The sequence below is a fragment of the Actinomadura violacea genome, from assembly GCF_017573465.1.
GTDB lineage: Bacteria > Actinomycetota > Actinomycetes > Streptosporangiales > Streptosporangiaceae > Spirillospora > Spirillospora violacea.
Map to the genome: position 1 here is coordinate 113,305 of NZ_JAGEPF010000030.1, position 26,229 is coordinate 139,533.

General features: G+C 73.5%; 22 protein-coding genes and 1 pseudogene. 9 read left to right on the forward strand and 14 right to left on the reverse strand.

Annotated elements, in window-relative coordinates; genetic code table 11:
- Positions 1–74: 74 nt before the first annotated feature.
- Positions 75–701 (forward strand): DUF4232 domain-containing protein, encoded by a 627-nt coding sequence (locus J4709_RS40410; protein ID WP_208249783.1) that lies wholly within the window; start codon positions 75–77, stop codon positions 699–701.
- Here J4709_RS40410 and J4709_RS40415 read toward each other — a convergent pair.
- Positions 698–1,519 carry a uracil-DNA glycosylase gene (locus J4709_RS40415; RefSeq protein WP_208249784.1) on the reverse strand — a complete coding sequence of 274 codons (822 nt, stop codon included), beginning with the start codon at positions 1,517–1,519 and terminating at the stop codon, positions 698–700. The two genes, J4709_RS40410 and J4709_RS40415, sit on opposite strands and share 4 nt — an antisense overlap.
- Positions 1,520–1,624: 105 nt before the next feature.
- Here J4709_RS40415 and J4709_RS40420 point away from each other — a divergent pair, with 105 nt between their 5' ends.
- Positions 1,625–2,371, forward strand: a complete 747-nt coding sequence (locus J4709_RS40420; RefSeq protein WP_208249786.1) for a DUF2510 domain-containing protein — start codon at positions 1,625–1,627, stop codon at positions 2,369–2,371.
- A gap of 17 nt (positions 2,372–2,388) precedes the next feature.
- On the opposite strand, the gene J4709_RS40425 is transcribed toward J4709_RS40420, so the two are convergent.
- The 4 genes from J4709_RS40425 to eno all read right to left on the reverse strand — a co-directional run bounded on the left by J4709_RS40425 (position 2,389) and on the right by eno (position 5,860).
- On the reverse strand, positions 2,389–3,342 hold the full coding sequence (locus tag J4709_RS40425; protein WP_208249788.1) for a Ppx/GppA phosphatase family protein: 954 nt from the start codon (positions 3,340–3,342) through the stop codon (positions 2,389–2,391).
- Positions 3,339–4,019: a DUF501 domain-containing protein gene (locus tag J4709_RS40430; RefSeq protein WP_208249791.1), complete on the reverse strand. Its 681-nt coding sequence runs from the start codon at positions 4,017–4,019 to the stop codon at positions 3,339–3,341. The genes J4709_RS40425 and J4709_RS40430 overlap by 4 nt, the downstream gene beginning before the upstream one ends.
- Positions 4,020–4,128: 109 nt before the next feature.
- Positions 4,129–4,566, reverse strand: a complete 438-nt coding sequence (locus tag J4709_RS40435; protein ID WP_208249793.1) for an FtsB family cell division protein — start codon at positions 4,564–4,566, stop codon at positions 4,129–4,131.
- 7 nt (positions 4,567–4,573) lie between these two features.
- Complete coding sequence (gene eno, locus J4709_RS40440) at positions 4,574–5,860, reverse strand: phosphopyruvate hydratase (protein ID WP_208249800.1); 1,287 nt, start codon at positions 5,858–5,860, stop codon at positions 4,574–4,576.
- Positions 5,861–6,073: 213 nt separating this feature from the next.
- On the opposite strand from eno, the gene J4709_RS40445 reads away from it, so the two are divergent.
- From J4709_RS40445 to J4709_RS40460, 4 genes are all read left to right on the forward strand, one after another.
- Positions 6,074–7,123, forward strand: coding sequence for an ABC transporter substrate-binding protein (locus J4709_RS40445; RefSeq protein WP_208249802.1), 1,050 nt, complete (start codon positions 6,074–6,076; stop codon positions 7,121–7,123).
- Positions 7,120–7,923, forward strand: a complete 804-nt coding sequence (locus J4709_RS40450) for an ABC transporter ATP-binding protein (protein ID WP_208249804.1) — start codon at positions 7,120–7,122, stop codon at positions 7,921–7,923. The genes J4709_RS40445 and J4709_RS40450 overlap by 4 nt, the downstream gene beginning before the upstream one ends.
- Positions 7,913–8,812, forward strand: a complete 900-nt coding sequence (locus tag J4709_RS40455; RefSeq protein ID WP_208249806.1) for an ABC transporter permease — start codon at positions 7,913–7,915, stop codon at positions 8,810–8,812. Before J4709_RS40450 ends, J4709_RS40455 begins: the two co-directional genes overlap by 11 nt.
- A gap of 156 nt (positions 8,813–8,968) precedes the next feature.
- Positions 8,969–10,351 (forward strand): sensor histidine kinase, encoded by a 1,383-nt coding sequence (locus J4709_RS40460; RefSeq protein WP_208249808.1) that lies wholly within the window; start codon positions 8,969–8,971, stop codon positions 10,349–10,351.
- Positions 10,352–10,498: 147 nt separating this feature from the next.
- On the opposite strand, the gene J4709_RS40465 is transcribed toward J4709_RS40460, so the two are convergent.
- The 7 genes from J4709_RS40465 to mfd all read right to left on the reverse strand — a co-directional run bounded on the left by J4709_RS40465 (position 10,499) and on the right by mfd (position 20,457).
- Positions 10,499–10,855, reverse strand: coding sequence for a tetratricopeptide repeat protein (locus tag J4709_RS40465; protein ID WP_372442218.1), 357 nt, complete (start codon positions 10,853–10,855; stop codon positions 10,499–10,501).
- 334 nt (positions 10,856–11,189) lie between these two features.
- Positions 11,190–11,390 carry a hypothetical protein gene (locus J4709_RS40470; RefSeq protein ID WP_208249812.1) on the reverse strand — a complete coding sequence of 67 codons (201 nt, stop codon included), beginning with the start codon at positions 11,388–11,390 and terminating at the stop codon, positions 11,190–11,192.
- A gap of 59 nt (positions 11,391–11,449) precedes the next feature.
- On the reverse strand, positions 11,450–12,394 hold the full coding sequence (locus J4709_RS40475) for an NADP-dependent oxidoreductase (RefSeq protein WP_208249814.1): 945 nt from the start codon (positions 12,392–12,394) through the stop codon (positions 11,450–11,452).
- Between the two features lie 86 nt (positions 12,395–12,480).
- Complete coding sequence (locus tag J4709_RS40480) at positions 12,481–14,871, reverse strand: transglycosylase domain-containing protein (protein WP_208249824.1); 2,391 nt, start codon at positions 14,869–14,871, stop codon at positions 12,481–12,483.
- Positions 14,872–15,007: 136 nt separating this feature from the next.
- A complete protein-coding gene (locus tag J4709_RS40485) occupies positions 15,008–15,976 on the reverse strand; it encodes a nucleoside triphosphate pyrophosphohydrolase (RefSeq protein ID WP_208249825.1) in 969 nt (322 codons plus the stop codon).
- A gap of 157 nt (positions 15,977–16,133) precedes the next feature.
- The gene (locus J4709_RS40490; protein WP_208249827.1) at positions 16,134–16,802 is read right to left on the reverse strand and encodes a hypothetical protein; all 669 of its coding nucleotides are present in this window, start codon (positions 16,800–16,802) and stop codon (positions 16,134–16,136) included.
- Positions 16,803–16,887: 85 nt separating this feature from the next.
- Positions 16,888–20,457, reverse strand: coding sequence for a transcription-repair coupling factor (gene mfd / locus J4709_RS40495; RefSeq protein ID WP_208249829.1), 3,570 nt, complete (start codon positions 20,455–20,457; stop codon positions 16,888–16,890).
- Positions 20,458–20,686: 229 nt separating this feature from the next.
- Between mfd and J4709_RS54035 the strand changes: the two genes are divergently transcribed.
- From J4709_RS54035 to J4709_RS40515, 3 genes are all read left to right on the forward strand, one after another.
- The gene (locus J4709_RS54035) at positions 20,687–21,616 is read left to right on the forward strand and encodes a class I SAM-dependent methyltransferase (protein ID WP_307801989.1); all 930 of its coding nucleotides are present in this window, start codon (positions 20,687–20,689) and stop codon (positions 21,614–21,616) included.
- Between the two features lie 106 nt (positions 21,617–21,722).
- On the forward strand, positions 21,723–23,192 hold the full coding sequence (gene cysC, locus J4709_RS40510; RefSeq protein ID WP_208249832.1) for an adenylyl-sulfate kinase: 1,470 nt from the start codon (positions 21,723–21,725) through the stop codon (positions 23,190–23,192).
- Between the two features lie 150 nt (positions 23,193–23,342).
- The gene (locus tag J4709_RS40515; protein WP_307801990.1) at positions 23,343–24,275 is read left to right on the forward strand and encodes a sulfite exporter TauE/SafE family protein; all 933 of its coding nucleotides are present in this window, start codon (positions 23,343–23,345) and stop codon (positions 24,273–24,275) included.
- On the opposite strand, the gene J4709_RS40520 is transcribed toward J4709_RS40515, so the two are convergent.
- Both J4709_RS40520 and J4709_RS40525 read right to left on the reverse strand, forming a co-directional pair.
- Positions 24,252–25,691, reverse strand: a complete 1,440-nt coding sequence (locus J4709_RS40520; RefSeq protein ID WP_208249834.1) for a lipopolysaccharide biosynthesis protein — start codon at positions 25,689–25,691, stop codon at positions 24,252–24,254. The two genes, J4709_RS40515 and J4709_RS40520, sit on opposite strands and share 24 nt — an antisense overlap.
- Positions 25,688–26,229 (reverse strand): annotated as a pseudogene (locus J4709_RS40525) (hypothetical protein); the annotation flags it as partial. The pseudogene J4709_RS40525 and the gene J4709_RS40520, both read right to left, overlap by 4 nt.

Here is a 26,229-nt window from a genome sequence, read left to right on the forward strand (position 1 = left end):
CCTCGGGACCGGGCCGCTTGGCCCAGGCCCTGCCCCACCGTCGATGACTCCCACCACGAAGGGGATGCGCGAGCATGCAACGAATCATCCTGGGAACTCTGGCCGCCGCAGCACTGGCCGCCGCGCTCACCGGATGCGACGCCAGTTTCAGCGCCAGCCCCAGCTCCGCGAACAACAGCACGAGCCCCAGCACGTCCACCCAGAACGGCTCCCCTCACAATAGCGGACCGACCCGCGGCGGCGGTACCTCCACCGGGACCGGAAGCGGCAACGGCGCCTCCGGGATCCGGCACTGCACCACCTCCGACTTCAACGTCTCGGTGTACTCCAGCGGGGACCCGGGCGCCGGCCAGCGGTACGCCACGCTGCAGCTGGAGAACCACTCCCGGACGGCCTGCACCACCGGCGGCTGGTCCGGCCTCGGCCTGGTGAACGCCAACGGCGCGCTCCCCACGAAGGTCATCCGCGAGGGCAGCGCCAAGACCGTCACGATCCCGGCCGGCGCCTCCGCCTACGAGGAGCTGCACTACGGGGTCGTCCCGGGCGAGGGCGAGAACGGCGCGCAGTGCGAGCCGACCGCCAAGGCGGTGCACATCATCCCGCCGAACCAGACCACGTACCTGTCGGCCAGCTGGGTCGGCAGCCCCGTCTGCCAGCACGGGCAGATCCGGCTCACCCCGATCAAGCTGGGCAAGCTCTAGCGGTAGTCGCGGGCCCGCACGAACACCGCGTCCAGCATGTCCTCGGTGACCCGCCCGGTGAAGGTGTTCTGCTGGCTCGGGTGGTAGCAGCCCAGCAGCAGCACCGGATCGCGCCGCGCCGCCGAGGGCGGCGGCACCAGCTCGACCTCCGCGCCGTGCCCGAACTTCGGGCGCGGCCGCGGCACGCCGTACCCGGCCTGCTTCAGCGCGGGCCACACGCCCTGCCAGGCGAACCCGCCGAGGCAGACGATGCACCGGACGGAGCCCGCGACGTCCTCGACCTCGCGCGCCAGCCACGGCAGGCACGTCGTCCGCTCCACGGGCGTCGGCTTGTTGTCGGGCGGCGCGCACCGCACGGTCGCGGCCATCCGGGTGCCGATCAGGCGCTGCCCGTCGTCGGCGCGCACGCTCGTCGCCTGCGACGCCAGGCCCACCCGGTGCAGCGAGGCGAACAGCCAGTCGCCGGACCGGTCGCCGGTGAAGATCCGGCCGGTGCGGTTGCCGCCGTGCGCCGCCGGCGCCAGCCCCACAATCATGATCCGCGGTTCCGGGTCGCCCCAGCCGGGGATCGGCCGCCCCCAGTACTCCTCGTCGGCGAACGCGCGGCGGCGCTGCACCGCGACCTTCTCGCGCCACTCCACCAGCCGGTCGCACGCCCGGCACACCGACTGCCGCGCGCACAGCTCGCCGAGGTCCGGCGCGGCGGCGGCGAGCTCGATCACCTCGCCGGCGCCGTGCGCGACGGGAGTGTCCGGGGCGGCGGGGTCGTCCGGCCATCCCGTCCCAGGTGGAACGTAGGGAGCGCGAGCATCGGTCATGCCTTCGATCCTCGCACGCCCAGCCGGGCCCCCCGGTACGATGCGGGTCCGCCGGTCGGGGGCGCGGGGTGTCCGGCGCGCGCCATTGCCGAGCGGAGGCATGCCTTGTCGCAACCGGGCTGGTATCCCGACCCCTACGGAACCGGCAGCCTGCGCTGGTGGGACGGACGGGCCTGGACCGACCGCCTCAACCCCGAGCCCGACCGTCCGCCGCGTCCCCGCACGTCAGAGCAGGGGCACCGGCAGCCGGCCGGGCAGCCCGCCGGGTACGGGGGGCAGCCGTCGTGGGGCGGACCGCCCGCCTTCCGCGGCGTGGCCGCGACCGTGCACGGACTGCGGCTGCACGCCGACGAGCAGGGCGTCGCGTACGGGCAGACGGCGCTGGCGTGGCCGCACGTCGAATGGGTCGCCTACTGGGCCGCGCAAATCCCGGCCGGAACCGGACAGGCCCCCGGCACGCGGTGGATCTTCCAGGCCGGCCGCCACCCGTTCCGCGGCGGCCCGCGCGTCGAGGTCGTCATCGAGGCGGGCGGGACCCCGGAGCCGGAGACGGTCTGGGGCCGGCTGATCCAGCTGTGCCAGGGGTGCGCCGAGCCGCGGCTGGTCGGCGAGCTGGCCGGACGCGTCCGCGCCGGCGAGTCGGTGGACGTCGCGCAGGGCCTCACCGTCCACCCGGGCGGGGTGCGCGGCAACCGGGTGTCGCTGAGCTGGTCGTCGATCTCCGGCGCCACGGTCGACGGCGGGCGGGTCTGGATCCGGCAGGCCAGCAGCCCGTCGCCCGTCCTGTACGTGCCGCAGCAGAACCCGAACGCGGTGCTGATCCCCGCGCTGCTGTCCGCCCTCAAGGGCTGACCCGGGCGCGGGACCGGTCAGACCAGCGACCAGGCGATCCCGTCGAGGATGTCGCGCTCGCTGACCACGACCGCGCCGAACCCGTACTCCCGCATGATCCGGTCGAGGATCAGCGCGCCCGCGCCGATCACGTCGACCCGGCCCGGGTGCATGACGCCGATCTCCGCGCGCTCGGCCCGGGTCGCGTGCAGCAGCCGCCGCGTCACCTCGTGCACCTGCGCGGCGGTGACGCGGGACAGGTGGATCCGGGACGAGTCGTACTCCGGCAGGTCCATCGCGATCCCGGACACCGTCGTGACGGACCCGGCGAGGCCGACCAGCGTGCGCGCCTCGTCGACCGGGACGGTCCGGCGCACCTCGGCGAGCGCGGCGTCGACGTCGGCGACGGTGCTCGCGATCTGCTCCGGGGACGGCGGGTCGCCGTCGCGCAGGTGCCGCTCGGTCATCCGGACGCAGCCGATGTCGATCGAGCGGGCCGCCTCCACCGCCGAGCTGCCGAGCACGAACTCGGTGGACCCGCCGCCGATGTCGACGACCAGGTAGGGGCGGGCGGGGCGCAGCTCGGCCAGCTCCCGGGTGGCGCCGGTGAACGACAGCTCCGCCTCCTCGTCCCCGCTGATCACCTCGGGGACGACGCCGAAGATGTCGACGACGCCGCTGACGAAGTCGGACCGGTTCTCGGCGTCGCGGGTGGCGCTGGTCGCGACCACCCGGGTCTTGATCGGGCCCTCGCCGGTCTCCTCGCCGTGCCGCTCGATCAGCTCGGCGTACCCGCGCATCGCGGTGAACGTCCGCTCCAGCGCGGCGGGCGACAGCCGGCCCGTCTCGTCGACGCCCTCGCCCAGCCGGACGATCTCCATCCGGCGCTCGACGTCGGTGAGCGTGCCGCCGCCGTCCGGGCCGGCGGCGATGTCGGCGATCAGCAGGCGGACCGAGTTGGTCCCGCAGTCGATGGCGGCGACGCGCGTCACTTGGCCTCCTCGGCGTCGGGGGCGTTCTGGGCTGCGGGGTCCTTCTGGGATGCGGGGTCTTCGTGCACGTTATCGGGGTCCGCGCACACGCACGGGCCGGAACGCCACCAGTCGGGCAGCGCCGCCAGCGCCTCGCGGCCGAACGGGTTGGCGCCCGGCACGGCCAGCTCGTGCGCGACCAGGGCGTGCAGGCACTTCACGCGCTCGGGCATCCCGCCCGCGCTCTGCATGCCGGCGGGCAGCGGCTCGATGCCGTCCTCGCGGGCCGCCTCATCGCGGCGGCGCAGGTAGTCCTCGTGAGCGGCGGTGTACCCGGCCTTGAGCGCCGGATCGTCGGCGAGCCGCGCCTGCATCTCCCGCATGACGCCGCCGCCCTCCAGCGTGCCGATCGCCGACGCCGCCTTCGGGCAGGTCAGGTAGAACAGCGTCGGGAACGGGGTGCCGTCGGGCAGGCGCGGCGCCGTCTCCAGCACCGCGGGCAGCCCGCACGGGCAGCGGTAGGCGACCCCGCGGATGCCGCGCGGTTCCCGGCCGAGCTGCGCCGCCACCGCCGCGACGTCCCGCTCGGACGCCGGCTCGCTCGCGGCGGCCGCCGCCCCGGCCGTGCCGGCCGTGCCGTTCGTTGCGGGGCCGGAGGTCGCGCCCCCGGATCCCCCTGTGCACCGTTCGTCGATCATTCGTCCCCACCCGCGGCTGTTGACCCGTCCGCACCGCGCCGCCGTCGCGTCCGCGCCCGGCCCCACCCGCCGGTCGCGGCCGCCCTCCCCGCCGTGCGGCGGGGCGGGGTCAGCGCGGCCTGTCGGCGGTCTCCACGGACCGCCACAACGTCTCGTACCACGGAGGCCGGCTCGCCGGGCCGTCCGTGCGGGCCGTGCGCCCGTCGTCTCCGCCGCCGTCCAGCACGATGTAGCACGTCACGTCCGGGCGGCAGTAGTGGAGCCGTCGCGTGGCCTCACGCTCAATGTACGACTTGTCCCCCAGTTGCTGCTTGCGTTGGGCGAGTTCGTCGACCTTTTCCCGTGCGGCGGCCTGCTTGCGCTGGAGGTCGGAGATCTCCTTGCGCTGCGCGATGTACTCGCGCACAGGGTAGGCGAGGCTCAGCGCGATCGCGCACATCACCACCGCGAGGATGGCGGCGCGGCTGGTCAGCGCCGGGCTCGCGCGGCGCGCGCCGGCCCCCGGGGAGTCCTCCCCCCGGGGGCCGTCCCGCTCGTCCCGGGCCATCGGCCCGTCAGGCGCCCTGCGCGTCGAAGCGCGGGAACGCGGCGGCGCCGGCGTAGCGCGCCGCGTCGTCCAGCAGCTCCTCGATGCGCAGCAGCTGGTTGTACTTGGCGACGCGGTCGCTGCGGGCCGGGGCGCCGGTCTTGATCTGGCCGCAGTTGGTGGCGACGGCGAGGTCGGCGATCGTGGTGTCCTCGGTCTCGCCGGACCGGTGGCTCATCATGCAGCGGTAGCCGCTGGTCTGCGCGAGCGACACCGCGTCGAGCGTCTCGCTGAGCGTGCCGATCTGGTTGACCTTCACCAGCAGCGCGTTGGCGGCGCCGGCCTTGATGCCGCGGCCGAGCCGCTCGGGGTTGGTGACGAACAGGTCGTCGCCGACGATCTGGACGCGGTCGCCGACGGCGGCGGTGAGGCCCTCCCAGCCCGTCCAGTCCTCCTCGTCGAGGGGGTCCTCGATGGAGACGAGCGGGTAGTTGCCGAGCAGCTCGCCGTAGTAGGCGGCCATGTCGTCGGACGAGCGCTTGGTGCCCTCGAACGCGTACCGGCCGTCGGCGTGGAACTCGCTGGCGGCGACGTCGAGGGCGAGCGCGATGTCGCGGCCGGGGGTGAAGCCGGCCTTGCCGATCGCCTCGACGATCAGGTCGAGCGCGTCGCGGTTGCTCGGCAGGTCGGGCGCGAAGCCGCCCTCGTCGCCGAGCCCGGTGTTCAGGCCGCGGGACTTCAGCACCGACTTCAGCGCGTGGTAGGTCTCGGCGCCCCAGCGCAGCGCCTCGGCGAAGGTCGCGGCGCCGATCGGCGCGATCATGAACTCCTGGACGTCGACGTTGCTGTCGGCGTGCGCGCCGCCGTTCAGGATGTTCATCATCGGGACGGGCAGCAGGTGCGCGTTCGGGCCGCCGACGTAGCGGAACAGCGGCAGGCCGGCGGAGTCGGCGGCGGCCTTGGCGACGGCCAGGCTGACGCCGAGGATCGCGTTGGCGCCGAGCTCGGACTTGGCCGGCGTGCCGTCCAGGTCGATCAGCAGCTGGTCGATCAGCCGCTGGTCGGACGCGGGGTAGCCGACGAGCTTCTCGTCGATGGTCTCGTTGACGGCCTTGACGGCGTTGCGGACGCCCTTGCCGCCGTACCGCTCGTCCTTGTCGCGCAGCTCGACGGCCTCGAACTGCCCGGTGGAGGCGCCGCTCGGGACGGCGGCGCGGGCCTCGGTCCCGTCGGCGAGCAGTACCTCGACCTCGACGGTCGGATTGCCGCGGGAGTCAAGGATCTCCCGGGCGAGTACGGCCTCGATGGACGACACGGGCAACCCCCTGGTGGTGCGGGACAGATCGGTGCGGTCACCGAGCCTATCCCGCGCGCCCCCCGGCCCGCCCCACTGGCTCGCCGTTGCGGTCGCGGTGCGGCCGCGGGGCGGTCGTTACACGACCGTGCCGCGCAAGCGACTTGACGGAATCATTGCCCACCTTATCTACTAAGCACGTCAAACACACTTGATAAGTAGGGATTACTGACAATGCATCGCAGACCCCGATGGCGCGCGGCCGCCGCGGCACTGATCGTCCTGGCCGGCGCGGGGACCCTCAGCGCCTGCGGCGACGACGGCGGCGACGGCAAGTCCGGTGCGGACGCCCAGCTCAGGCTCGGGTACTTCCCGAACATCACGCACGCCACCGCGCTCGTCGGGGTCGAGAAGGGCATCTTCGCCAAGCACCTCGGCAAGGCCCCCAAGACCGCCACGTTCAACGCCGGGCCCGCCGCCGTCGAGGCGCTGTTCTCCGGCGCGATCGACGCGACCTTCGTCGGCCCGAACCCGTCCATCAACGCCTGGGCGCAGTCCCACGGCAAGGCGGTGCACGTCATCTCCGGCGCCGCGTCCGGCGGCGTCGCCCTCATCGTCAAGCCGGGGATCAAGAGCGCCCAGGACCTCAAGGGCAAGAAGATCGCCACCCCGCAGCTCGGCAACACCCAGGACGTCGCGGTCCGCTACTGGCTCAAGCAGCAGGGCCTCACCGCGAACAAGGACGGCAGCGGCGACGTCAAGATCGTCCCGCAGGAGAACGCGCAGACCCTGCAGACCTTCCAGCAGGGCTCCATCGACGGCGCCTGGGTCCCCGAGCCCTACGCCTCCCGGCTGATCCTCGAGGACAAGGGCGTCAAGCTGCTCGACGAGTCCTCGCTGTGGCCCGGCGGCAAGTTCGTCATCACCAACCTGCTGGTCAGCCAGCAGTTCGAGAAGAAGCACCCGGACCAGGTGAAGAAGCTCCTCGAAGGCGTCGTCGAGGCCACCGACTACATCAACCAGAACAAGGCGGACGCCGAGAAGGTCACCAACGAGGCGCTCACCAAGCTGAGCGGCAAGCCGCTCAAGCAGGACGTCCTGGACTCCGCGTTCAAGTCGATCACCTTCACCGTCGACCCGGTCGCCTCCTCGCTGACCGCCGGCGCGCAGCACGCCGAGCAGATCGGGCTGCTGCAGAAGACCGACCTGAACGGCATCTACAGCCTCGGCCCCCTCAACGACGTGCTCAAGGCGAGCGGGAAGGCACAGGTCAGCGACAGATGACAGAGGCCGTTACGGCCGCCCCGAGCCGGACCGCCGCCGCGGTCCGGCTTCGCGGCGTCTCCAAGGCGTTCGGGTCCGCCAAGACCAGGCTGCTCGCCCTCGACCAGGTGTCGCTCGACGTCGCGCCCGGCGAGTTCGTCTGCCTGCTCGGCGCGTCCGGATGCGGCAAGAGCACCCTGCTGAACCTCGTCGCCGGGCTCGACAAGGTCAGCGCCGGCACCATCGACGACGGCGGCGCCCGCGTCGCGCTGATGTTCCAGGAGCCCGCGCTGTTCCCGTGGCTGACCGTCACGGCGAACATCGAGCTGGCGCTGAAGATGCGCGGCGTCCCCCGGCCGGACCGGCGGCCCCGCGCCGCCGAGCTGCTCGACTCGGTGCACCTCGCCGGGTTCGCCAAGAAGCGCCCGCACCAGCTGTCCGGCGGCATGCGCCAGCGTGTCGCCCTCGCGCGCGCGCTCGCCCTCACCGTCGACGACACCGACGCGACCCAGGGCACCGTCCTGCTCATGGACGAGCCGTTCGGCGCCCTCGACGCCATGACCCGCGACCTGCTGCACGACGAGATCGAGCGGGTCTGGCGGGACCGCGGCCTCACCGTCCTGTTCGTCACGCACAACGTCCGCGAGGCCGTCCGGCTCGGCGACCGGGTCGTGCTGCTCAGCAGCCGGCCGGGCCGGGTCGTCGAGGAGTTCCCCGTCCCGATGGACCGGCCCCGGCGCATCGACTCCCCCGAGGTCGCCTCGCTCGCGGCGACCATCACCGACAGGCTCCGCGAGGAGGTCGGCCGCCATGGCGCATGACACGACGAGCAGGCACGACGCACCGCCCGAGACGGGTGCGCCCGGCGACCGGCTGAACCGGGAGCTCGCCGGCCTCGACGCGCTGGAGCTCGGCGGCGGCACCGGCCGGCGGCTGCTGCAGCGGACCTGGTCCGCCGCCTGGCCGATGGCCGCCGCCGTCGTCATCGCCCTCGCGGCCTGGCAGGCGGTCGTCTGGAGCGGCTGGAAGGAGCCGTGGGTGCTGCCCGGCCCCCGCGACACCTTCCCGGTGCTGTGGGACCAGGTCGCCTCGTCGCGGTTCTGGAAGGCCGTCGCGCTGACCATGCAGCGCGCGATCATCGGGTTCGCGATGTCGATCGCCGTCGGCGTCGTCGTCGGCGGGCTGGTGTCGCAGTTCCGGGTGCTGCGCCGCGCGTTCGGCTCGCTGATCACCGGGCTGCAGACGATGCCGTCCATCGCCTGGTTCCCGCTCGCCATCCTGCTGTTCAAGCTCAGCGAGAGCGCGATCCTGTTCGTCGTGGTGCTCGGCGCGGCGCCGTCCATCGCCAACGGGCTGATCGCCGGCGTCGACTACACCCCGCCGATCCTGCTGCGCGCCGGGAAGGTGATGGGCCTGCGCGGGCTCAACCTGTACCGGCACCTGGTGCTGCCCGCGTCGCTGCCCTCGTTCGTCGCGGGGCTCAAGCAGGGCTGGGCGTTCGCCTGGCGCAGCCTGATGGCCGGCGAGCTGCTGGTGATCATCGGCAGCACCACCTCGCTCGGCGTCCTGCTGTCGCAGGCCCGCGAGCTCAACGCCACCGCCGACATGATCTCCTACATGATCGTCATCCTGGTCATCGGCATCCTGATCGACCAGCTGTTCGGCGTGCTGGACCGCGCCATCCGCGGCCGCTGGGGGCTGGAAGACTGACGGGCCGGGCCGACCGATCTTTTACCCGCCCCCCACGGTCGCGTTTGCCCTGCTCAGGCAAGAAACACCGGGTATCGGCAACATACCCGGGAGGTCGTCATCGGTGTCCGGCTCCGCCGTGCCGCAGCGGTCCTGACCCGCTGGGCGTGGCGGGTCGTGCTGCACGGCTCGCGGGTCCGGTTCCGGGTGACCGTGACGGCCGCGGTCGCCGCGTTCCTGCTGTCCACCGTCCTGTACATCATCGTCGTGGTGCTGATCAGGCAGGAGGCCAAGAGCGACGTCAACGACGACCTGTCACGCGAGGGCCGGCGCATCGCGACGCTGATCCACGCGAACGTGCTGCCCGCACCCCAGGTCTTCACCGCCGACGACATCCTCGCGCAGGTGGTGGACGACCACCACCGCATCATCGCGGCGAGCAGCCGGATGCAGGGCCGTCCGCCGCTGGCCTTCCCCCGCCCCCCGCCCGGCAACGACCGCCGCGACGGCCGCAGCTGCGCCGTCGACGCGCCCGGCGGCCCGTGCTTCCAGATCGTCGAGTACCGCGTGGGCCTGCCCGGCGCCGGCCAGGAGTTCGTCTACACACTCACCCCCGAACCCGGCCTGTTCCCGCGCCCGATGCTCGCGATCCTGCTCGCACTCGGCATCCCCGCCACCACCGGGCTCGCCGGCTACGGGACGTGGCTGTCGGCGAGCCAGGCGCTGCGCTCGGTCGAGGCGATCCGCCGCGAACTGGACGAGATCACCGCCACCGACATCCAGCGCCGCGTCCCGGTGCCGGCCCGCCGCGACGAGATCGCGGTCCTCGCCGACAGCATCAACGCCACCCTCGACCGGCTCGAAGAGGCGGTCGCCCGGCAGCGCGCCTTCGTCGTCGACGTCTCCCACGAACTCCGCAGCCCCCTCGCCGGACTGCGGATGGAACTGGAACTGGCGCTCGCCGACCCCGACGCCACCGACCTGCCCGAGACGCTGCGCGCCCTGCTCAACAACACCGACCGCGTCGGCGCCGTCGTCGACGACCTGCTCGCCCTCGCCCGCCTGGAAGCCGACCGCAACTTCCCCCGCGAGACCGTCGACCTGACCGAACTGGCCGACCAGGAGGTGCTGCGCCGCCCCCGCCGCGCCCGCGTCACCGTCCTGTCGGAAGGCCCCGTCACGGTCAGCGCCGGACGCTCCGAACTGGCCCGGCTGCTGTCCAACCTCATCGACAACGCCGACCGGCACGCCCGCTCCGCCGTCACCGTCATCGTCGGCACCGAGGAACCCGCGACCGCCGTCGTCGAGGTCATCGACGACGGCCCCGGCATCCCCCCCGAGGACCGCGAACGCGTCTTCGAACGCTTCACCCGCCTCAACGAGGGCCGCCACCGCGACGCCGGCGGCACCGGCCTCGGCCTCGCCATCTCCCGCGACATCGCCGCCGCCCACGGCGGCTCCCTCATCCTCCTCGACCGCCCCAACGAAGACGAGGGCGCCCGCTTCGTGCTGCGTTTGCCCAGGGGGGCGACCCCCTGGAACCCCCGTCACGGCCGGTAGGCCGTTTCCCGCTCCGCTGGCGCTCCGCGCGAAACGGCCTGCCGGCCGGCGGGCGAGCCCGCTCCGCTCGCTGCACTCGCTCCGCGTGCTCGCCCGTGCCCCCGGCTGGGCTCTGCTCTTCCACCACAGCCATCAGCCGGGTCCCCGTCAGGCGAGGTCGGCCGCTGTCAGCGAGACATCGACCTTCTCGGCCGGCCCGACCCCCATGGCCCTGGCGAGGTTGCGGTAAGTGCGGGCCTCGTCGTGACGGCTGCGGCGCTCCAGCGTGCGTGCCAGGGCCTCGTGGGCCCAGCCGTTGCACGGGTCGAGGTCGACGAGACGGCGGAACGCCTCCTCCGCGCGGCCGAGCTGAGCGCTGTGGAAGTACGCGCGGGCCAGCAGCTCGACGGCGGCCCGGTTGCCGGGCTCCTCCGCCACGATGGGGGCCAGCAGCCGGGCGGCACCGGCATAGTCCTTCGCGTCGAAGAACAGGCTCGCGCGCTGGAAGTCCTCGTAGGTGATCACGTGGCCCCCTCTCATGGGTTGCATGACGCAACCAAGAACCGCAAAGCCACCCCCTTTGTTCCACCCGAAGGCCCGGGGAGATCGAAGCTCAGCCACGGGTCACGGGCAGGCACGCGAGGCGAGCCCTAGCGAAGTCCGAACCCCACCCCAGGGAGATTGAAGCTCAGCCACGGGCCACGGGCAGGCACGCGGAGCGAGCGCCAGCGAGCGCAGCGGGCCTGCCCGACGACGGACGAGGCGTTTCGCGCGGAGCGCTAGCGGAGCGGGAAACGCCTTGTCCGTCGCAACGGGGGTTCCAGGGGGTCGCCCCCCTGGGAAAACACAGCCCCCTGGGCTAGCTCAGTTCTTCGCGGAGGCGGTGGCGTTCGTTCTCCAGGGCTTCGATCTGGCCTGCGAGTTCTTCGCGGGCGGCCAGGTTCTGGCCGGCGTCGACGAAGTCGGTGGCGTCGGCGGACGGGGCGGGCACCTCGGCGCGGAGCCGGGAGATGTCCGCGTCGAGGTCGCGGATCCGGGCGCGCTTCTCGTCGTCGTTCATGTGCGTCTCCTTAGCGGGGGTCGTTCTGCGTCCATGCCCGGGTGAGGGCGGGGATCACCTCAGATCCGGATCACGGTCTTGCCGCGCGCGCCGCCGGCGCGGTTGTCGGCGAGCGCGTCGCCCGCGGCTTCGAGCGGGACCTCGCGTTCGACCATCACGCGGAGCTCGCCGGCGTCGATGAGGTCGGTGAGGCGGTCCAGCATCGCGGCGGACGGCGCGCCGACGTGGTTGATGCCGCGGAGGTCCTGCGCCTGCATGGCGTCGGGGTTCACCGACCAGGTGGTGCTGACGTAGGTGCCGCCGGGGCGCAGCAGCTGCGCGAGGCGTTCGGTGCCCTGGGTGTCGCTGACGACGTCGAGGATCACGTCGATGCCGTCGTTGTGGACGCGGAGGACCTGGTCGTTGAGGTCGCCCTCGGAGTGGTCGACGGTCTCGTCGGCGCCGAGGCGGCGGACGGTGCCGACCATGTCCTCGCGGGCGGTCGCGATGACCTTGGCGCCGGCGAGGGCGGCGAGCTGGACGAGGGCCTGGCCGACGCCGCCGGTCGCGCCGACGATGAGGACGGTCTGCCCGGTGTCGAGGGCCGCCTCGTCCACCATGGCCATGGCGGTGCCGCAGGCGGTCGGCACCGCGGCGGCCTGCGTGTAGATCATGCCGGCGGGCATCCGGGCGACGGGGCCGTCCTCGGCGGCGAGGGCGTACTCGGCGTAGCTGCCGATGCCGCGTTCGACGTCGCGGAACATGCCGTACACCTGCTCGCCCTGCCCGAGCCGGGTGACGCCCGCGCCGACCGCCTCGACGACGCCGGCGCCGTCCTGGCCGAGGATCAGCGGGAAGCGGGCGTCGGCGGAGTCCTTGAGCATCCCGTCGGCGATCTTCCAGTCGACCGGGTTGAGGCCGGCGGCGATCATCTTGACGAGGATCTCGCCGGGGCCGGGCTCCGGGCGCGGCAGGTGCGTGGGCGCCGGTGTGGCGCCGTACTCGGACACGGCGATGGCTCGCATGACGATCGTCCCCCCGATGGACTGCGGTCTGGGATCACCCGTCCGATGATCTACCCCGGTACGGAACGATCACACAGGTGCGCAGGTCAGCCGGGTATTCCGTGGCGGGGGCCGCCAGCCTCGTCGCGGGGTTTGCGGCCGCCGCCGCCCTTGCTCGGGCGCAGGGTGATCGTGTCGCCGGGCTGCGCCGACGACGGGGAGAACTCGGCGACGGTGCCCTTGGGGTAGTCGGATTTGACCGGGTCGCCGATCTGGACGGTGAAGCCGGCGCCGCGCAGCTTGGCGGCGGCGTCATCGACCTTCATGCCGCGCACGTCGGGCAGTTTGGCGCTCTCCTCGCCCGAGCCCTTGCTGAAGAAGTTCGACGGCGGCCGGACGAACGACGACGCGGGCGTGCCGGCGAGCGCGCCGATCATGCTCTGGTGCCAGATCGGCGCGGGGATCGTCGCGCCGTAGACGGGGCCGTAGCAGTTGCCGTCCATGCACAGGTCGCTCATCGGGTGCTTGTAGCCGCCGCGCGGGTCGCCGACCCAGACGGCGGAGGCGAGGTCGGGGGTGTAGCCGGCGAACCAGGCGGCGGAGAAGTTGTCGACGGTGCCGGTCTTGCCGGCGGCGGGGCGTCCGATGCCCTGGCCAGCGGCCGTGCCCTTGGTGAGGACGCCGCGCAGCACGTAGTTGACGGCGTCGGCGGTGTCCTTGTCGACGGCCTGCTTGCAGTGCGCGCTCGGCACCTTGAGGCGGTGCCCGGCCGCGTTGGTGATCTGGCTGATCACGACCGGCGAGCAGTAGCGGCCGCGAGCGCCGAACGCGGCGTAGGCGGCGGCGAGCCGGACGGGCGAGACGGGGTTGATGCCGAGGGTGAACGACGGGTACTGCTGCAGGGGCTTGCCGGTGGCCTGCTTCATGCCGAGCTTCTCCGCCATCTTGACGGTCTCGCAGAGCCCGACCTTCTTCTCCAGCGCGAGGAAGAACGTGTTCACCGAGTGCTGGGTCCCGGTGACGATGCTGAACGGCTTGCCGCCCTCGCCGTCGCCCGCGTTGTGCAGCGAGGCGCTCGGGTCGCCGACGCGGTCGCCCTTGCAGTCGCGGTACCCGACGGGCGTGTACTCCTTGGGCGCCATCAGCCGGGTGCCGAACGGCAGGCCCTCGTCGAGCGCGGCGGCCAGCGTGAACACCTTGAACGTCGACCCGGCCTGCATCCCGATGCTGGACCCGTGGTCGGCGTCGGCGGCGAAGTTGATCCAGGTCTTGCCGCGCACCTTGTCGGAGCCGAGCTTGCGGTCGACGACCATCGCCTTGATCCGGCCGGTACCCGGTTCCACCATCGCCTCGGCGGCGGCCTTGTGCGCGGAGTTCTTCGCCGGGACGTGCGCGTCGACGGCGCGCTGCGCGGCCTTCTGCGCGCGCCGGTCCAGGGTGGTGCGGATGGTGAGTCCGCCGCGCTTCAGCAGCTTCTCCCGGTCGCCGGCGGTCTTGCCGAACACCGGGTTCGCGAGGATGTCGCGCTGCACGTAGTCGCAGAAGAACGGCGCCGCGCTGGTGACGCAGCCGCTCTTGACGTCCTGCACGTGGAGTTTGACGGGCTGCCGCTCGGTGGCGGCGGCGGTCGCCTGGGTGATGTAGCCGAGGTCGGCCATCCGCTGCAGGACGGTGTCGCGGCGCTTGCGGGCCGCCTCCGGGTGCCGGGTCGGGTCGTAGGCGAACGGGTACCGGACGACCCCGGCGAGCAGCGCGGACTCGGCGAGGTTCAGCTTCGAGGCGTGCTTGGAGAAGTACCGGCGGGACGCGGCCTCGATGCCGTAGGCGCCGGCGCCGTAGTAGGCGATGTTGAGGTAGCGGCGCAGGATCTCGTCCTTGGAGTACCGCTTCTCCACCGCGACCGCGTACCGCAGCTCGCGGATCTTGCGGGCCGCGGAGATCTCCTTGGCGGCGTCGCGCTCGGCGCTCGTGTCGGCCTGGGTGAGCAGCAGGTTCTTCACGTACTGCTGGGTGATGCCGGACCCGCCCTGCGTCACCTCGCCGTTGCCGAGGTCGCTGGCGAGGGCGCGCAGCGTGCCCTGCGCGTCGATGGCGCCGTGCTGGTAGAAGCGGCTGTCCTCGATCGCGACGACCGCCTTGCGGACCGACGGCGCGATCGCGGTGAGCGGGACGTCCACCCGGTTCTGGTAGAAGAACGTGGCGAGGACGGAGCCGTCGGCGGCGAGGATCCGGGACCGCTGCGGCACCCCGGAGGTGTCGAGGTCGGCGGGGACGCTGTCGAACCAGCGCGCCGAGTCGCGGGCGTTGACCCCGGCCGTGCAGGCCGTCGGCAGCACCATCAGCGCGACGAGCAGCCCGGCGACGCCGCCGAGCACGCCGAGGCCGCGCAGCGCGCGGGCCTTCTCGGCGGGGGTGGTGGAGGCGCTCAGCAGCCGGCGGCGACGGCGCACCGGTGACCGGTTCCCGTCCCCGCCGCCGTCCGCGGCCCCGTTCGGCACGGGCTCACTGTAGACGGGCGTCTCCGGCCGGACCACCCCATCGGCGATGTTCCGCCCGTAATCCCACGAACCCGTACCGTCCCTGGGGACCGTCCCGCGGCCCCCCGGACCCCCGGCGCGGCTGGTGAGACCGGGTCTACCGCTCGCGTCGTTCCCACGCTCTGACACGATCGCGGAATACCCGCGAAACGGCTCGCAACTCCGCCTCGGGGTCGAGGTTGCGATCAGCGGCCTCCCGAACCAGGGCGAAAAGCCGTATTCCCAGGTCGTTCCCGGTGTCGGCGGCGGTCGGAAGGAGATCGTCCGGGGCGTCCATCCGGTCTGCGCGGCGCTGCAGCTTGGCCGCCAGCGACAGCGCCGGCTGGCCCATCGGGACGCCGTCCAGGGCCGAGGCGTCCGCGCCGCTCTTCGCCGCCCGCTCGGCCGCCTTGATCTGCTCCCAGTTCGCGTTGACCTCGTCGGCGCCGGACACCGCCACGTCCGCGAACACGTGCGGGTGCCGCCGGACGAGCTTGTCGACGATCCCGGCCGCGACGTCGTCGACGGTGAACGCGGTCTCGTCGGTGCGCTCGGAGGCCACCTCGGAGTGGAACACCACCTGCATCAGGACGTCGCCGAGCTCCTCGCGCAGCGCGCCGTAGTCGCCGGTCTCGATGGTGTCGAGCACCTCGTAGGACTCTTCGAGCAGGTACGGGACGAGCGACTCGTGGGTCTGCTCGCGGTCCCACGGGCAGCTGCCCCGCAGCCGCTCCATCACCGCGACGAGGTCGAGCAGCCGCGCGCCGGGCAGGTCGTAGGAGCCGTGCAGCACCTCGACGTCCAGCGGGTCGTGCACGACGAGGGCGCCGATCTCGCGCATCAGGTCCTCGTCGCCCTCGGGCGCCGCGACCCACACGACGTCCCCGGCGCGGGCGGCGGCGACCAGCGCGGCCGGGTCCGGCGCGCCGGTCTCCTCGGCGGTGACGCCCGCGTCGCGCAGGTACGGCAGCAGCGGATGGCCGGGCCGGACGAGCACCCGCCCCGCCGACCGCAGCGCGTCCCACGCCTTCCAGGTCAGCAGGCCGGGCGCCACCCGGTGCGTGGTCGCCAGCAGCGTCAGGCTCATGCGCGTCCCCTGTGGAGGGCGACCCCCCACACCCCCCGGTTCGCTCCGCTCATGCGTTCGCCCTGTGGGGGGACGACCCCCCACACCCCCCGGTTCGCTCCGCTCATGCGTTCGCCCTGTGGGGGGACGACCCCCCACACCCCCCGGTTCGCTCCGCTCATGCCTCGCCGGTACCCGTTTCGGCAGACGACAGCCGGTACACCACCGGGCCGATGTCGACCTTCGCCGCGTCGTACCGGCCGAACCGCGGATTGATCTTGATGTGCATGCCGGCGGCGGTCCGCTGGAACAGCTCGCCCCACTGCTGCGCGGCCTGCATCGTCAGCGGGCTCTGCGCGTTGCTCAGGTCGGCGCCGAACCGCTGCATCACCGCGGTCTGCGTGGCGATGAACCGCGCCAGGTCGCGGCTGCGCGAGCGGGGCAGCCCCGTCGCCAGCGTGATCGAGCCGGCGCCGCCCCGCTGGTCCATCAGCGCGGCGGTCCGGTCGGCGAGGCCGTCCGGCACCTGCACGCCCGCCTGCCGGGCGACCTTGTCGGCGACCCGGAAGTTCACCAACAGGCTCAGCGCACCCTGCATGTCCGTCTCGGACTCCTGGTCGCCGAGGCCCGGCGCGAGGCCACTGGAGTTCGCCCGGATCTGGTTGGCGACCGGGTCGTCCTTGAACTGGCCGCGCCAGTCCCGGACGGTCTGGTCGAGGGAGGTGACGGTGATGCGGTCGCCGCCGACGAGGGCGGCGGTGCCGACACGGGTCTGGCCGCCGCAGCCGGCCAGCGCGCCGGCCGCCACCACGGCGGCCACCACGACCTTCACGGACTTACCGGGCACGGAATCCTCGTCTCGTCGTTCGTCGCTGTGCGTCGCCGGACGCGTCGGGACGGCCGTGGTCCTGATCACCGGCGATCGGTGCAGCCTATCCCCGCCCGGCGGACGCGGGCGAGGGCTCCAGGAACAGCGCCTCGACCAGGTCGGTCGCCCACTTCAGCAGCTCCTGGTCGCGCAGCGGGCGGCCGCCGAGCGGCGCCGTCTTCGGCGCGGGCACCAGCAGCGTGTCGGTGGCGGGCTTCAGGATGCTCTTCGGGTACAGCCGCTGCAGCCGCACCTGCTTGGAGTCGGGCAGGTCCACCGGCGCGAACTTGATGAAGTTGCCCTGCACGGTGACGTCGCTCAGCCCCGCCTTGCGCGCCTTGGCGCGGAACCGCGCGACCTCCAGCAGGTTCAGCACCGGGACGGGCAGCGGCCCGAACCGGTCCTTCAGCTCGTCGTGCACGGCGCCGATCTCGTCCTCGGACGTGATCACCGCGATCCGCCGGTAGGCGTCCAGCCGCAGCCGCTCCCCCGGCACGTACTCGTGCGGCAGGTGCGCGTCGACGGGCAGCTCGACCTTGGTCTCGACGGCCTCCGGCTCGGCGCCGCCCTCCTTCAGGTCCCTGACGGCCTCTCCGACCATCCGGACGTACAGGTCGAACCCGACGCCCGCGACGTGCCCGGACTGCTCCGCGCCGAGGATGTTGCCCGCGCCGCGGATCTCCAGGTCCTTCATCGCGACGTACATGCCGGCGCCGACCTCGGTGTGCTGCGCCAGCGTCGCGAGCCGCTCGTGCGCGGTCTCGGTCAGCGGCTGCTCCGGCTGGTACAGGAAGTAGGAGTAGGCGCGCTCCCGGCCGCGGCCGACCCGGCCGCGCAGCTGGTGCAGCTGCGACAGCCCGTACATGTCGGCGCGGTCGACGATCAGCGTGTTGGCGTTCGGGACGTCCAGCCCCGACTCCACGATCGTCGTCGCGACCAGCACGTCGTAGTTCTTCTCCCAGAAGTCGACCATGACCTTCTCGAGCTCGTGCTCGTTCATCTGGCCGTGCGCGATGGCGATCCGCGCCTCCGGGACGAGCTGCGCCAGGTTCGCCGCGACCTTGTTGATCGACCGGACCCGGTTGTGCACGAAGAACACCTGGCCCTCGCGCAGCAGCTCGCGGCGGATCGCCGCGGCGATCTGCTTCTCCTCGTACGGGCCGACGAACGTCAGCACCGGGTGCCGCTCCTCCGGCGGCGTGAGGATCGTGGACATCTCCCGGATGCCGGTGAGGCCCATCTCCAGCGTCCGCGGGATCGGCGTCGCCGACATGGCGAGCACGTCGACCTGGGTGCGCAGCCGCTTCAGCTCCTCCTTGTGCTCGACGCCGAACCGCTGCTCCTCGTCGATGATCACCAGGCCGAGCTTCTTGAACTTCGTCCGCGCCGACAGGATGCGGTGCGTGCCGACCACCACGTCGACGGTGCCGTCGGCGAGGCCGCCGAGCGTCGCCTCGATCTCCCCGTCGGTCTGGAACCGGCTGATCGGCTTCACCACGATCGGGAACGCCCCGAACCGCTCGGCGAACGTCGACAGGTGCTGCTGGACGAGCAGCGTCGTCGGCACCAGCACCGCGACCTGCATGCCGTCCTGGACGGCCTTGAACGCCGCGCGGACCGCGATCTCGGTCTTGCCGTAGCCGACGTCGCCGCAGATCAGCCGGTCCATCGGGACGGGCTTCTCCATGTCGCCCTTCACCTCGTCGATGGCGGCGAGCTGGTCGGGCGTCTCCACGTAGGGGAAGGCGTCCTCCAGCTCGCGCTGCCACGGGGTGTCGGCGCCGAACGCGTGCCCGGGGCTCGCCATCCGCGCCGAGTACAGCCGGATCAGCTCCCCGGCGATCTGCTTGACGGCCTTGCGGGCGCGGGACTTGGCCTTCTGCCAGTCGGCGCCGCCGAGCCGGTGCAGGCTCGGCGCCTCGCCGCCGACGTAGCGGGTCAGCTCCTCCAACTGGTCGGTCGGGACGAACAGCCGGTCGCTCTTGGCGTACTCCAGGATCAGGTACTCGCGGGTGGCGCCCTGGACCGTCCGGCTGACCATCTCCACGTACCGGCCGACGCCGTGCTGCTCGTGGACGACGTAGTCGCCGGCCTTGAGCTGGAGTGGGTCGATGCCGCCGCGCCGCCGCGACGGCATCCGCCGGACGTCCTTGGTGGACGACTTCTGCCCGGACAGGTCCGTCTCGGTCAGCACCGCGAGCTTGACCGGCTCCCAGACGAAGCCGTTCTCCAGCAGCCCGGTGGTGACGGTGACGACGGACGGCTCGGGCGGCGCGCCGACGGCGGCGAGCCGCGCGCCGATGCCCTCCTCGCCGACGAGCTGGACGAGCCGCTCGGCGGGCCCGTGCCCGGCGGTGACCATGACGACGCGCCAGCCGGCGTCGATCCAGCCCTTGAGGTCGCCGACGACGCGGGTGGTGTCGCCGCGGTACGCCTCGGCGGCGTGCACGCCGAGGTTCAGCGCGTCGCCCTCGGGGTTGAGGGCGGTGACGCTCCAGCGCGGCAGGCCCAGCTCGGTGCTGTGCTCGCGGACCTCCTCCAGCGACCGGAACGCGGCGGCGCCGAGGTCGATGGGCGCCTCGCCGCCCGCGGCGGCGTTCACCCAGCTGGCCTCGAGGAACTCCTGGCTGGTGCGGACGAGCTCGACCGACCGGGTGCGGATCCGCTCCGGCTCGCACACCAGCAGCGCCGAGCCGTCCGGCAGCAGGTCGGTGAGCAGCTCCATGCTCTCGGCGAGGACGGGCGAGAACGCCTCCATGCCCTCGACGGTGTCGCCGTCGGCGATCCGGCCGAGGATCTCCTCCAGCGCCGGGTGCTGCTCGGCGAGCAGCTTCGCGCGCTCGCGGACCTTCTCGGTCAGCGGCAGCTCGCGGCACGGCGGCGCCCACAGCCCGTCCTGCGCGACCTCCAGGGACCGCTGGTCGGCGGCCTTGAAGTAGCGGATCTCCTCGACGGTGTCGCCCCAGAACTCCACCCGCAGCGGGTGCTCCTCGGTGGGCGGGAACACGTCGAGGATGCCGCCGCGCACCGCGATCTCGCCGCGCTTCTCGACCAGGTCGACGCGGTGGTAGCCGGCGTCGACGAGGCGGCGGACGGCGTCGTCCATGTCCGCGTCGCCGCCGGAGGCCAGCCGGACCGGCTCCAGGTCGGCGAGGCCCGCCACGATCGGCTGCAGGACGGCCCGGACCGGCGTGACGACGACGTCCAGCGCGCCGCCCTTGCCGGGCACGTCCGCACCCGCCTCCTCCTCGGTGGGCGCGTCGGCCGCGTCCGGGTGGACGAGGCGGCGCAGCACGGCGAGGCGCTGCCCGACCGTGTCCGAGCGGGGCGACAGCTTCTCGTGCGGCAGCGTCTCCCAGGCCGGGAAGTGCGCCACCCGGCCGGCGCCGATCAGGCTGGTCAGCGCGGCGGTGAGGTCCTCGGCCTCGCGGCCGGTCGCGGTCACCGCCAGCACCACGCCGTGCCGTCCGCCGGGACCGCCGGAGCGCGCGCCGACCGCGCGGCTCAGCGCCGCGGCGAGGATCGGCCAGGTGGCGGCGGGGGCGACGACCTCGGTGTCGGTGCGCGCCCGCTTGAGGGCGCGCTCGAGTTCAGGGTCGGCGCATGCAAGGTCAACAAGTCCAGAAAGCGTCATCTTCGCCCGTAAGTTCGCATTCACCCCGAGGGGCAGGGCAGCCCGAAGAACCGGAATCCGTCGGCGGACCCGGCACCGCGTACCAGACTACGCGCCCCCGCGCGCCCCTCGCGCTCGCGGCGCCGCAGGCGGCGGCCCCGGCCCGCCGCCCGGCGGAGGGCGACACGGCGGTTACCAAGAATAGGCAAATAGCGGACAGAGCGCAGTCGGACGATTACGCTGCGAGACTGTGACCGATCTGCGTACGCCGCCGGTCAACGACGGCGATCTCTTCTCAGAACGCGCAAGGCAGTACGCACTGGAGAAGCCCCTGCAGCGGATCCACATCCTGGAGGCGGGCTGCGGCTGGGGCGCGGGGCTGGACCCCGGCGACCGCGAGTACCTGGTGACCGGGGTCGACCTGGAGTCCCCGGAGCTGCGCGCGCACGCCTGCGAGCGGCCCGACCTCGACGAGTGGCACCTCGGCGACCTGCGCACGGTCCCGATGCCGCCGCGCGCCTACGACATCGTCCACGCGACCTACCTCGTCGAGCGGGTGCCGCACGCCGAACTCGTCCTCGACCGGTTCGTCGCCGCGCTCAAGCCGGGCGGGCTGCTGCTGGTCCACCTGCGCGACCGCAACACCGCGTTCGGGTTCCTCGACCGGCACCTGCCGCGCTGGATGCACGCCTCGGGACGGCGCCGCAAGTCCCGCCCCGCGCGGGTGCCGCGCGGGGCCCACGCCCGCGCCCCCGAGGGGCCGGCGGAGGGGACGGCGGAGGCCGCCGCGGCGCCGCCCGGCACCGAGGTCGCACCGGCGGCCGGGACGGACACCGGGACGGACTCCGCCGGGCGGGAGGAGCGCGCGGCGCGCCGGGAGCAGCGGCGGGCCCCGGCACCGCGCGCCGCGCGGGCCCGCAGGCCGCAGCCGCCGCCCGCGATCTACGACAAGGTCGCGTCCCGGCAGGGCATGCAGTGGTACTGCGTGATGCGCGGGCTGATGATCGCCGAGGAGTACACCTCCCGGCAGGCCATCGACGCGCTCGGGGCCGGAACCGGCCTCACCGACCTGCTGTGCCGGCTGGTCGCGGCGGCGAGCCGCGGCCGCCTCACCGCAGACCACAGCGACGTCACCCTCGTCATCCGCAAGCCGGAGAACCGCTTCGCCCGCGTGATCTGACGGGGCCGGGGATGCGGGCACCGCCGCGACCGCAGTAATTTGGCGGGAAATCGACCCTTGACCTGCATCGGCCCGGCGTGTGCGCCGGGCCGGATCGGAGACCGCGGTGACCGCCGAAGCCGGCCTTCCCGACACGCTGCGCGACCTGCCCGGGTGGGCGCCGGACGCGGTGGAGCTCGCCGACCTGGAGCTGCTGCTCGCGGGCGTGTACCGGCCGCTGACCGGCTTCCTCGGCTCGTTCGACGCCGCGATGGTGATCGCCGGGGGCCGGCTCGCCGACGGGACGCCGTGGCCGGTCCCGGTCACCCTGGCGGTGCCGAAGGAGCTGACCGCGCACGAGCGGCTCGTCCTGCAGGACCCGGAGGGCGTGCCGCTGGCGGTCCTGAAGGTCGCGGAGGCCTGGCAGGACCCGACGTCGCAGGGCTGGCGCCTGGCGGGGCCGCTGGAGCCGCTCCGCTCCCCCGCGCACGGACCGTTCCACTCGCTACGCCGCCGGCCCGACGAGCTCGACCCGGTGGACGGCCCGGTCCTGGCCGTCGCCGCGCGCGAGCCGCTGCACCGCAAGCAGCTCGGCCAGATCCGCCAGGTCGCCGAGCAGCTCGGCGCGGGCGTGCTGGTGCTGCCGCTGCTGAGCGGCGAGCACGACGAGTCGCTGGTGCGGGCGCTGCTGAGCGTCCGCAAGGAGCTGCCGGACGGGACGCGGATCATCCCGGTGCCGCTGCCCTCGCGCGGGGACCACGAGCGCGACCTGCTGCTGCGCGCGCACGTCGCCGCCGCGTACGGCGCCTCGCACCTGCTCGCCGAGCAGGAGGCGGAGGGCACCGCGGTCCCGGTGGTCGTGCCGGAGCCGTGGGCCTACGACGCGGACGTGGAGATCTGGCGCCCGGTCGCGCGGATCGAGCCCGACCACGTGCAGGCGGAGCTGACCCCCGAGCGGCTCGGCGAGCTGCTGGACGCGGGCGAGCCCGTCCCGGACTGGTTCACCCCGCCCGGGGTCGCCGCCGAGCTGGCGCGGGCCCGGCCGCCCAAGCACTCGCGCGGCATCACGGTGTTCTTCACGGGCCTGTCGGGCTCGGGCAAGTCGACGGTGGCGCGCGGCCTCGCGGACGCGCTGGTCGAGCGCGGCGGCCGGACGGTCACGCTGCTGGACGGCGACGTGGTCCGGCGGATGCTGTCGGCGGGCCTGACGTTCTCCAAGGCCGACCGCGACCTGAACATCCGGCGGATCGGGTTCGTCGCGGCGGAGATCACCCGGCACGGCGGGGTGGCGATCTGCGCGCCGATCGCGCCGTACGCGGCGACCCGCGCGGAGGTGCGGCGGATGGTCGCGGCGGCGGGCGACTTCATCCTCGTGCACGTGTCGACGCCGCTGGAGGAGTGCGAGCGGCGCGACCGCAAGGGCCTGTACGCCAAGGCGCGGGCGGGGCAGATCCCGGAGTTCACCGGGATCTCCGACCCCTACGAGGTGCCGGAGGACGCCGATCTGGCGCTGGACACCTCGGCGATGACGCCGGACGAGGCGGTCGGGCGGGTCCTGGAGCTGCTGGTCGCGGGCGGCTGGGTCGCCCCCGAATAGCCCGCTTTCACCCCTTGTGTCGTAGATCGTCACTCTAGTCACGTTTGTTGGAGTGCACCCGGGTTAACAGACCCGGGTGCGGTCTCGTATCGTGTAGGCGAGTTTTCCTATATAGCAGGTAGGTCATGCCGTCGTAGGGGGTGAAGGCGCGTGGACTTCGACTGGACCATGGCCCTCGGCTCGTTCCTGGTCGCCATCGTCGTCGGGCTGACGGGGATGGGCGGCGGGGCCCTCATGACCCCGATGCTCGTGACGTTCTTCGGCGTCAGCCCGCTCGCCGCCGTCTCCAGCGACCTCGTCGCGGCGGCCGTGATGAAACCCGTCGGCAGCGCCGTGCACTACCGCCAGGGCACGATCAACATGCGGCTCGTCGGCTGGCTGTGCGCCGGCTCGGTGCCCGCCGCGTTCTGCGGCGTGCTGCTCGCCCGCGCCCTCGGCCACGGCGACGGGGTGGAGAACCTGATCAGCAAGGCGATGGGCGTCGCGCTGCTCATCGCCGCCGGCGGGCTCGCCGTCCGCGGCGTGCTCGCGCGCCGCGACCGCGGCCGCCCCGGCGCCGGGGACGGCGAGGCGCCCGCAATCCGCGTCAAGCCCGTGCCGACCGTGCTGATCGGGCTCGTCGGCGGCTTGGTCGTCGGCATCACCTCGGTCGGCTCCGGCTCGCTGATCATCGTCGCGCTGCTCGCGCTCTACCCGGCGCTCAAGGCCAACCAGCTCGTCGGCACCGACCTGCTCCAGGCGGTGCCGCTGGTGTTCGCCGCCGCGCTCGGCCACCTGCTGTTCGGCGACTTCCAGATGCAGGTCACCGCCGCGCTGCTGGTCGGCTCGATCCCCGGCGTCTACCTCGGCTCGAAGATCTCCTCGCGTGCCCCCGGCGGCCTCATCCGCCGCGTGCTGGCGCTCGTGCTCGTCGCGTCCGCGCTGAAGATGTTCGGCGTCGGCGCCGTCCCGATCGCGTGGACGCTGGTCGTGCTCGCCGCCGGGACGGCCGCCGTCTGGCTCGCCGGGCGCCGCCGCGCGGCCCGTCCGGCGGGCGCCACCCGCGCCCGCGTCCCCGCGTCAGCCGACGAGCTGGTTCCCTGACTCCACGCCGCCCGACGCAATGGTGCCGGACGTCGCCGGTACCGCCGCCGACCCCCCGCCGCCGCGCGGCGGGTCGCCCTTGCGGAGCATCCGCCACAGCATCACCGCGGAGATGAGCCCGCCGGCGCCCAGGCAGTACGGGGCGATCGCCGCGTGCCCCGGGTCGGCGACCAGCAGGCCGAGCAGCACCGCGAGGCCGGCGAGGCTCTCCACCCCGCGGATCACGAACACCGACCGGGACTGCTTGCGGGCCGTCGCGAGGCTCGCCAGCGGCAGCGTGCACGAGAAGCACACCGAGTACACCGCCCAGCCGCCGAGCGCGGCCTTGTTCACCGAGAACGAGTGCCCGGTCACGACCGGGCCCAGCCAGCCCGCCAGCAGGATCCCGCCGAGGCTCATCACCAGCGCGATCCCCGACATCAGCGTGCACGCGCGGACCGCCTGCCGGGCCCGCATCGGCCGGCCGGCCTTCTCCGCCTTCGCGAAGTCGCCCAGCAGGAACCAGCCCGCGCCGTTGACGAACGTCAGCGCGGGCGACAGCAGCAGCCGCGCCGCCTCCACCCCGGCGAGCACGGCGGTGGACGCGAACCCGGCGATCATCACGCGGGCGAGCAGCAGCGCGGTCGGCCGGATGCCGGCCTGCACCGACCGCCACCAGGAGAACGCGAGGATCTCCCGGAACGCGGTGCCGCGCAGCGAGGCGAGCGCGTACTCCTCGCGCGGCAGCCGCACCCGGGCCAGCAGGATTGAGGCCGCCGACCCCGCGCACATGGACGCGAGCAGCAGCTCCACCGAGGCGTCCGCGCCGGCGCCGAGCGAGGCGCCGAGCACCGCGAGCGTCGTCACCAGGTAGGTGGCGTCGTTGACGGTCAGCCGCCAGAACTCCATCCGCGCGGTGAAGATCCGCCGCCCGGTCTCCTCCAGCAGCCACAGGGCCACCGAGAGCGCGAACAGCGCGATGCCGAGCGGCCCGGCGAGATGCATGACGGCCGCGACGGCCGCGCCCACGGCCGCGCCGACGGCCACCGTGCCGGCGACCGACAGCAGCAGCGCGCCGCGCACCCGCGGCTCGAACCGGTCGAACACCGTGAGGGTGTCGCCGACCCAGCTGGTCTGCACCGAGGTGATCATGACGATGATCGAGAAGAGCAGCGCGTACGCGCCGTAGCCGGACGCGCCGAGCGTGCGGGCCGCCAGCGACTGCACGACGAGGCTGCCGCCCGCGGTGACGAACTGCACGGCGACGGCGCCGCCCGCGGACGCCAGCAGCCGGCCGGCCTTGCCCGCGATCCGCTTCCCCTTGCCCTGCCCGGCGGGCCCGGCGGCCGCCGGGTCCGAGACCGCGGGCAGGTCGATCGCCGTCTCGACCGAGCTCTCAGGGGTGCTGAAGCTCCGTCCCGAAGCCCCCTGGGTCACCTGTCCAGGTCGTAGTGCATCAGGGACGAGTCGCCTTTTCCCTTGCCGGACCCGCCGCCCGACTCGGGCTTGCCCCGGCCCTTGCCGGACACGGGCTTGTCGGCCGCGGGCTTGTCCGCGGACGGCTTGTCGGCGCCGGGCGCCTTGCCGCCGAGCAGGTACAGCGGGTCCTCGGCGGTGCGGGTCGGGTCCCCGCCGTCGGGCCACAGGTCGGCGGCGATGTCGGAGGCGGGCCGCTTGTCGGCCTCGGCGGGCTTGTCGGCGCGGCCCTTCGGGGCGGCCTTGCGCGGCGGCTTGGCCGCAGCCGCCGGGGGCGGCGTCTTCGGCAGGCCGGACGCCCCGTTCCCGGTGGACGCGCCGCTGCCGTTCGCGCCGCCCGCCACCCGCGTGCCGCGCGGGCCGGACGACGAGCGGGACGGCGACGCCGGCGTGCCGGCCCCGTTCGCCCCGTTGCCCCCGCCGGCCCCGTTCGCCCGCGGCGAGCGGCCGCGCTCGGGCGGCAGCGGCGGCGGGGAGGCGGGGACGGCCTGGGTGGCCG

Coding starts and splice junctions, on each gene's coding strand:
- J4709_RS40410 (WP_208249783.1), top strand. CDS start 75: ATGCAACGAATCATCCTGGGAACTCTGGCCGCCGCAGCACTGGCCGCC.
- J4709_RS40415 (WP_208249784.1), bottom strand. CDS start 1,519: ATGACCGATGCTCGCGCTCCCTACGTTCCACCTGGGACGGGATGGCCG.
- J4709_RS40430 (WP_208249791.1), bottom strand. CDS start 4,019: ATGATCGACGAACGGTGCACAGGGGGATCCGGGGGCGCGACCTCCGGC.
- J4709_RS40435 (WP_208249793.1), bottom strand. CDS start 4,566: ATGGCCCGGGACGAGCGGGACGGCCCCCGGGGGGAGGACTCCCCGGGG.
- J4709_RS40445 (WP_208249802.1), top strand. CDS start 6,074: ATGCATCGCAGACCCCGATGGCGCGCGGCCGCCGCGGCACTGATCGTC.
- J4709_RS40450 (WP_208249804.1), top strand. CDS start 7,120: ATGACAGAGGCCGTTACGGCCGCCCCGAGCCGGACCGCCGCCGCGGTC.
- J4709_RS40455 (WP_208249806.1), top strand. CDS start 7,913: ATGGCGCATGACACGACGAGCAGGCACGACGCACCGCCCGAGACGGGT.
- J4709_RS40470 (WP_208249812.1), bottom strand. CDS start 11,390: ATGAACGACGACGAGAAGCGCGCCCGGATCCGCGACCTCGACGCGGAC.
- J4709_RS40475 (WP_208249814.1), bottom strand. CDS start 12,394: ATGCGAGCCATCGCCGTGTCCGAGTACGGCGCCACACCGGCGCCCACG.
- J4709_RS40485 (WP_208249825.1), bottom strand. CDS start 15,976: ATGAGCCTGACGCTGCTGGCGACCACGCACCGGGTGGCGCCCGGCCTG.
- mfd (WP_208249829.1), bottom strand. CDS start 20,457: ATGACGCTTTCTGGACTTGTTGACCTTGCATGCGCCGACCCTGAACTC.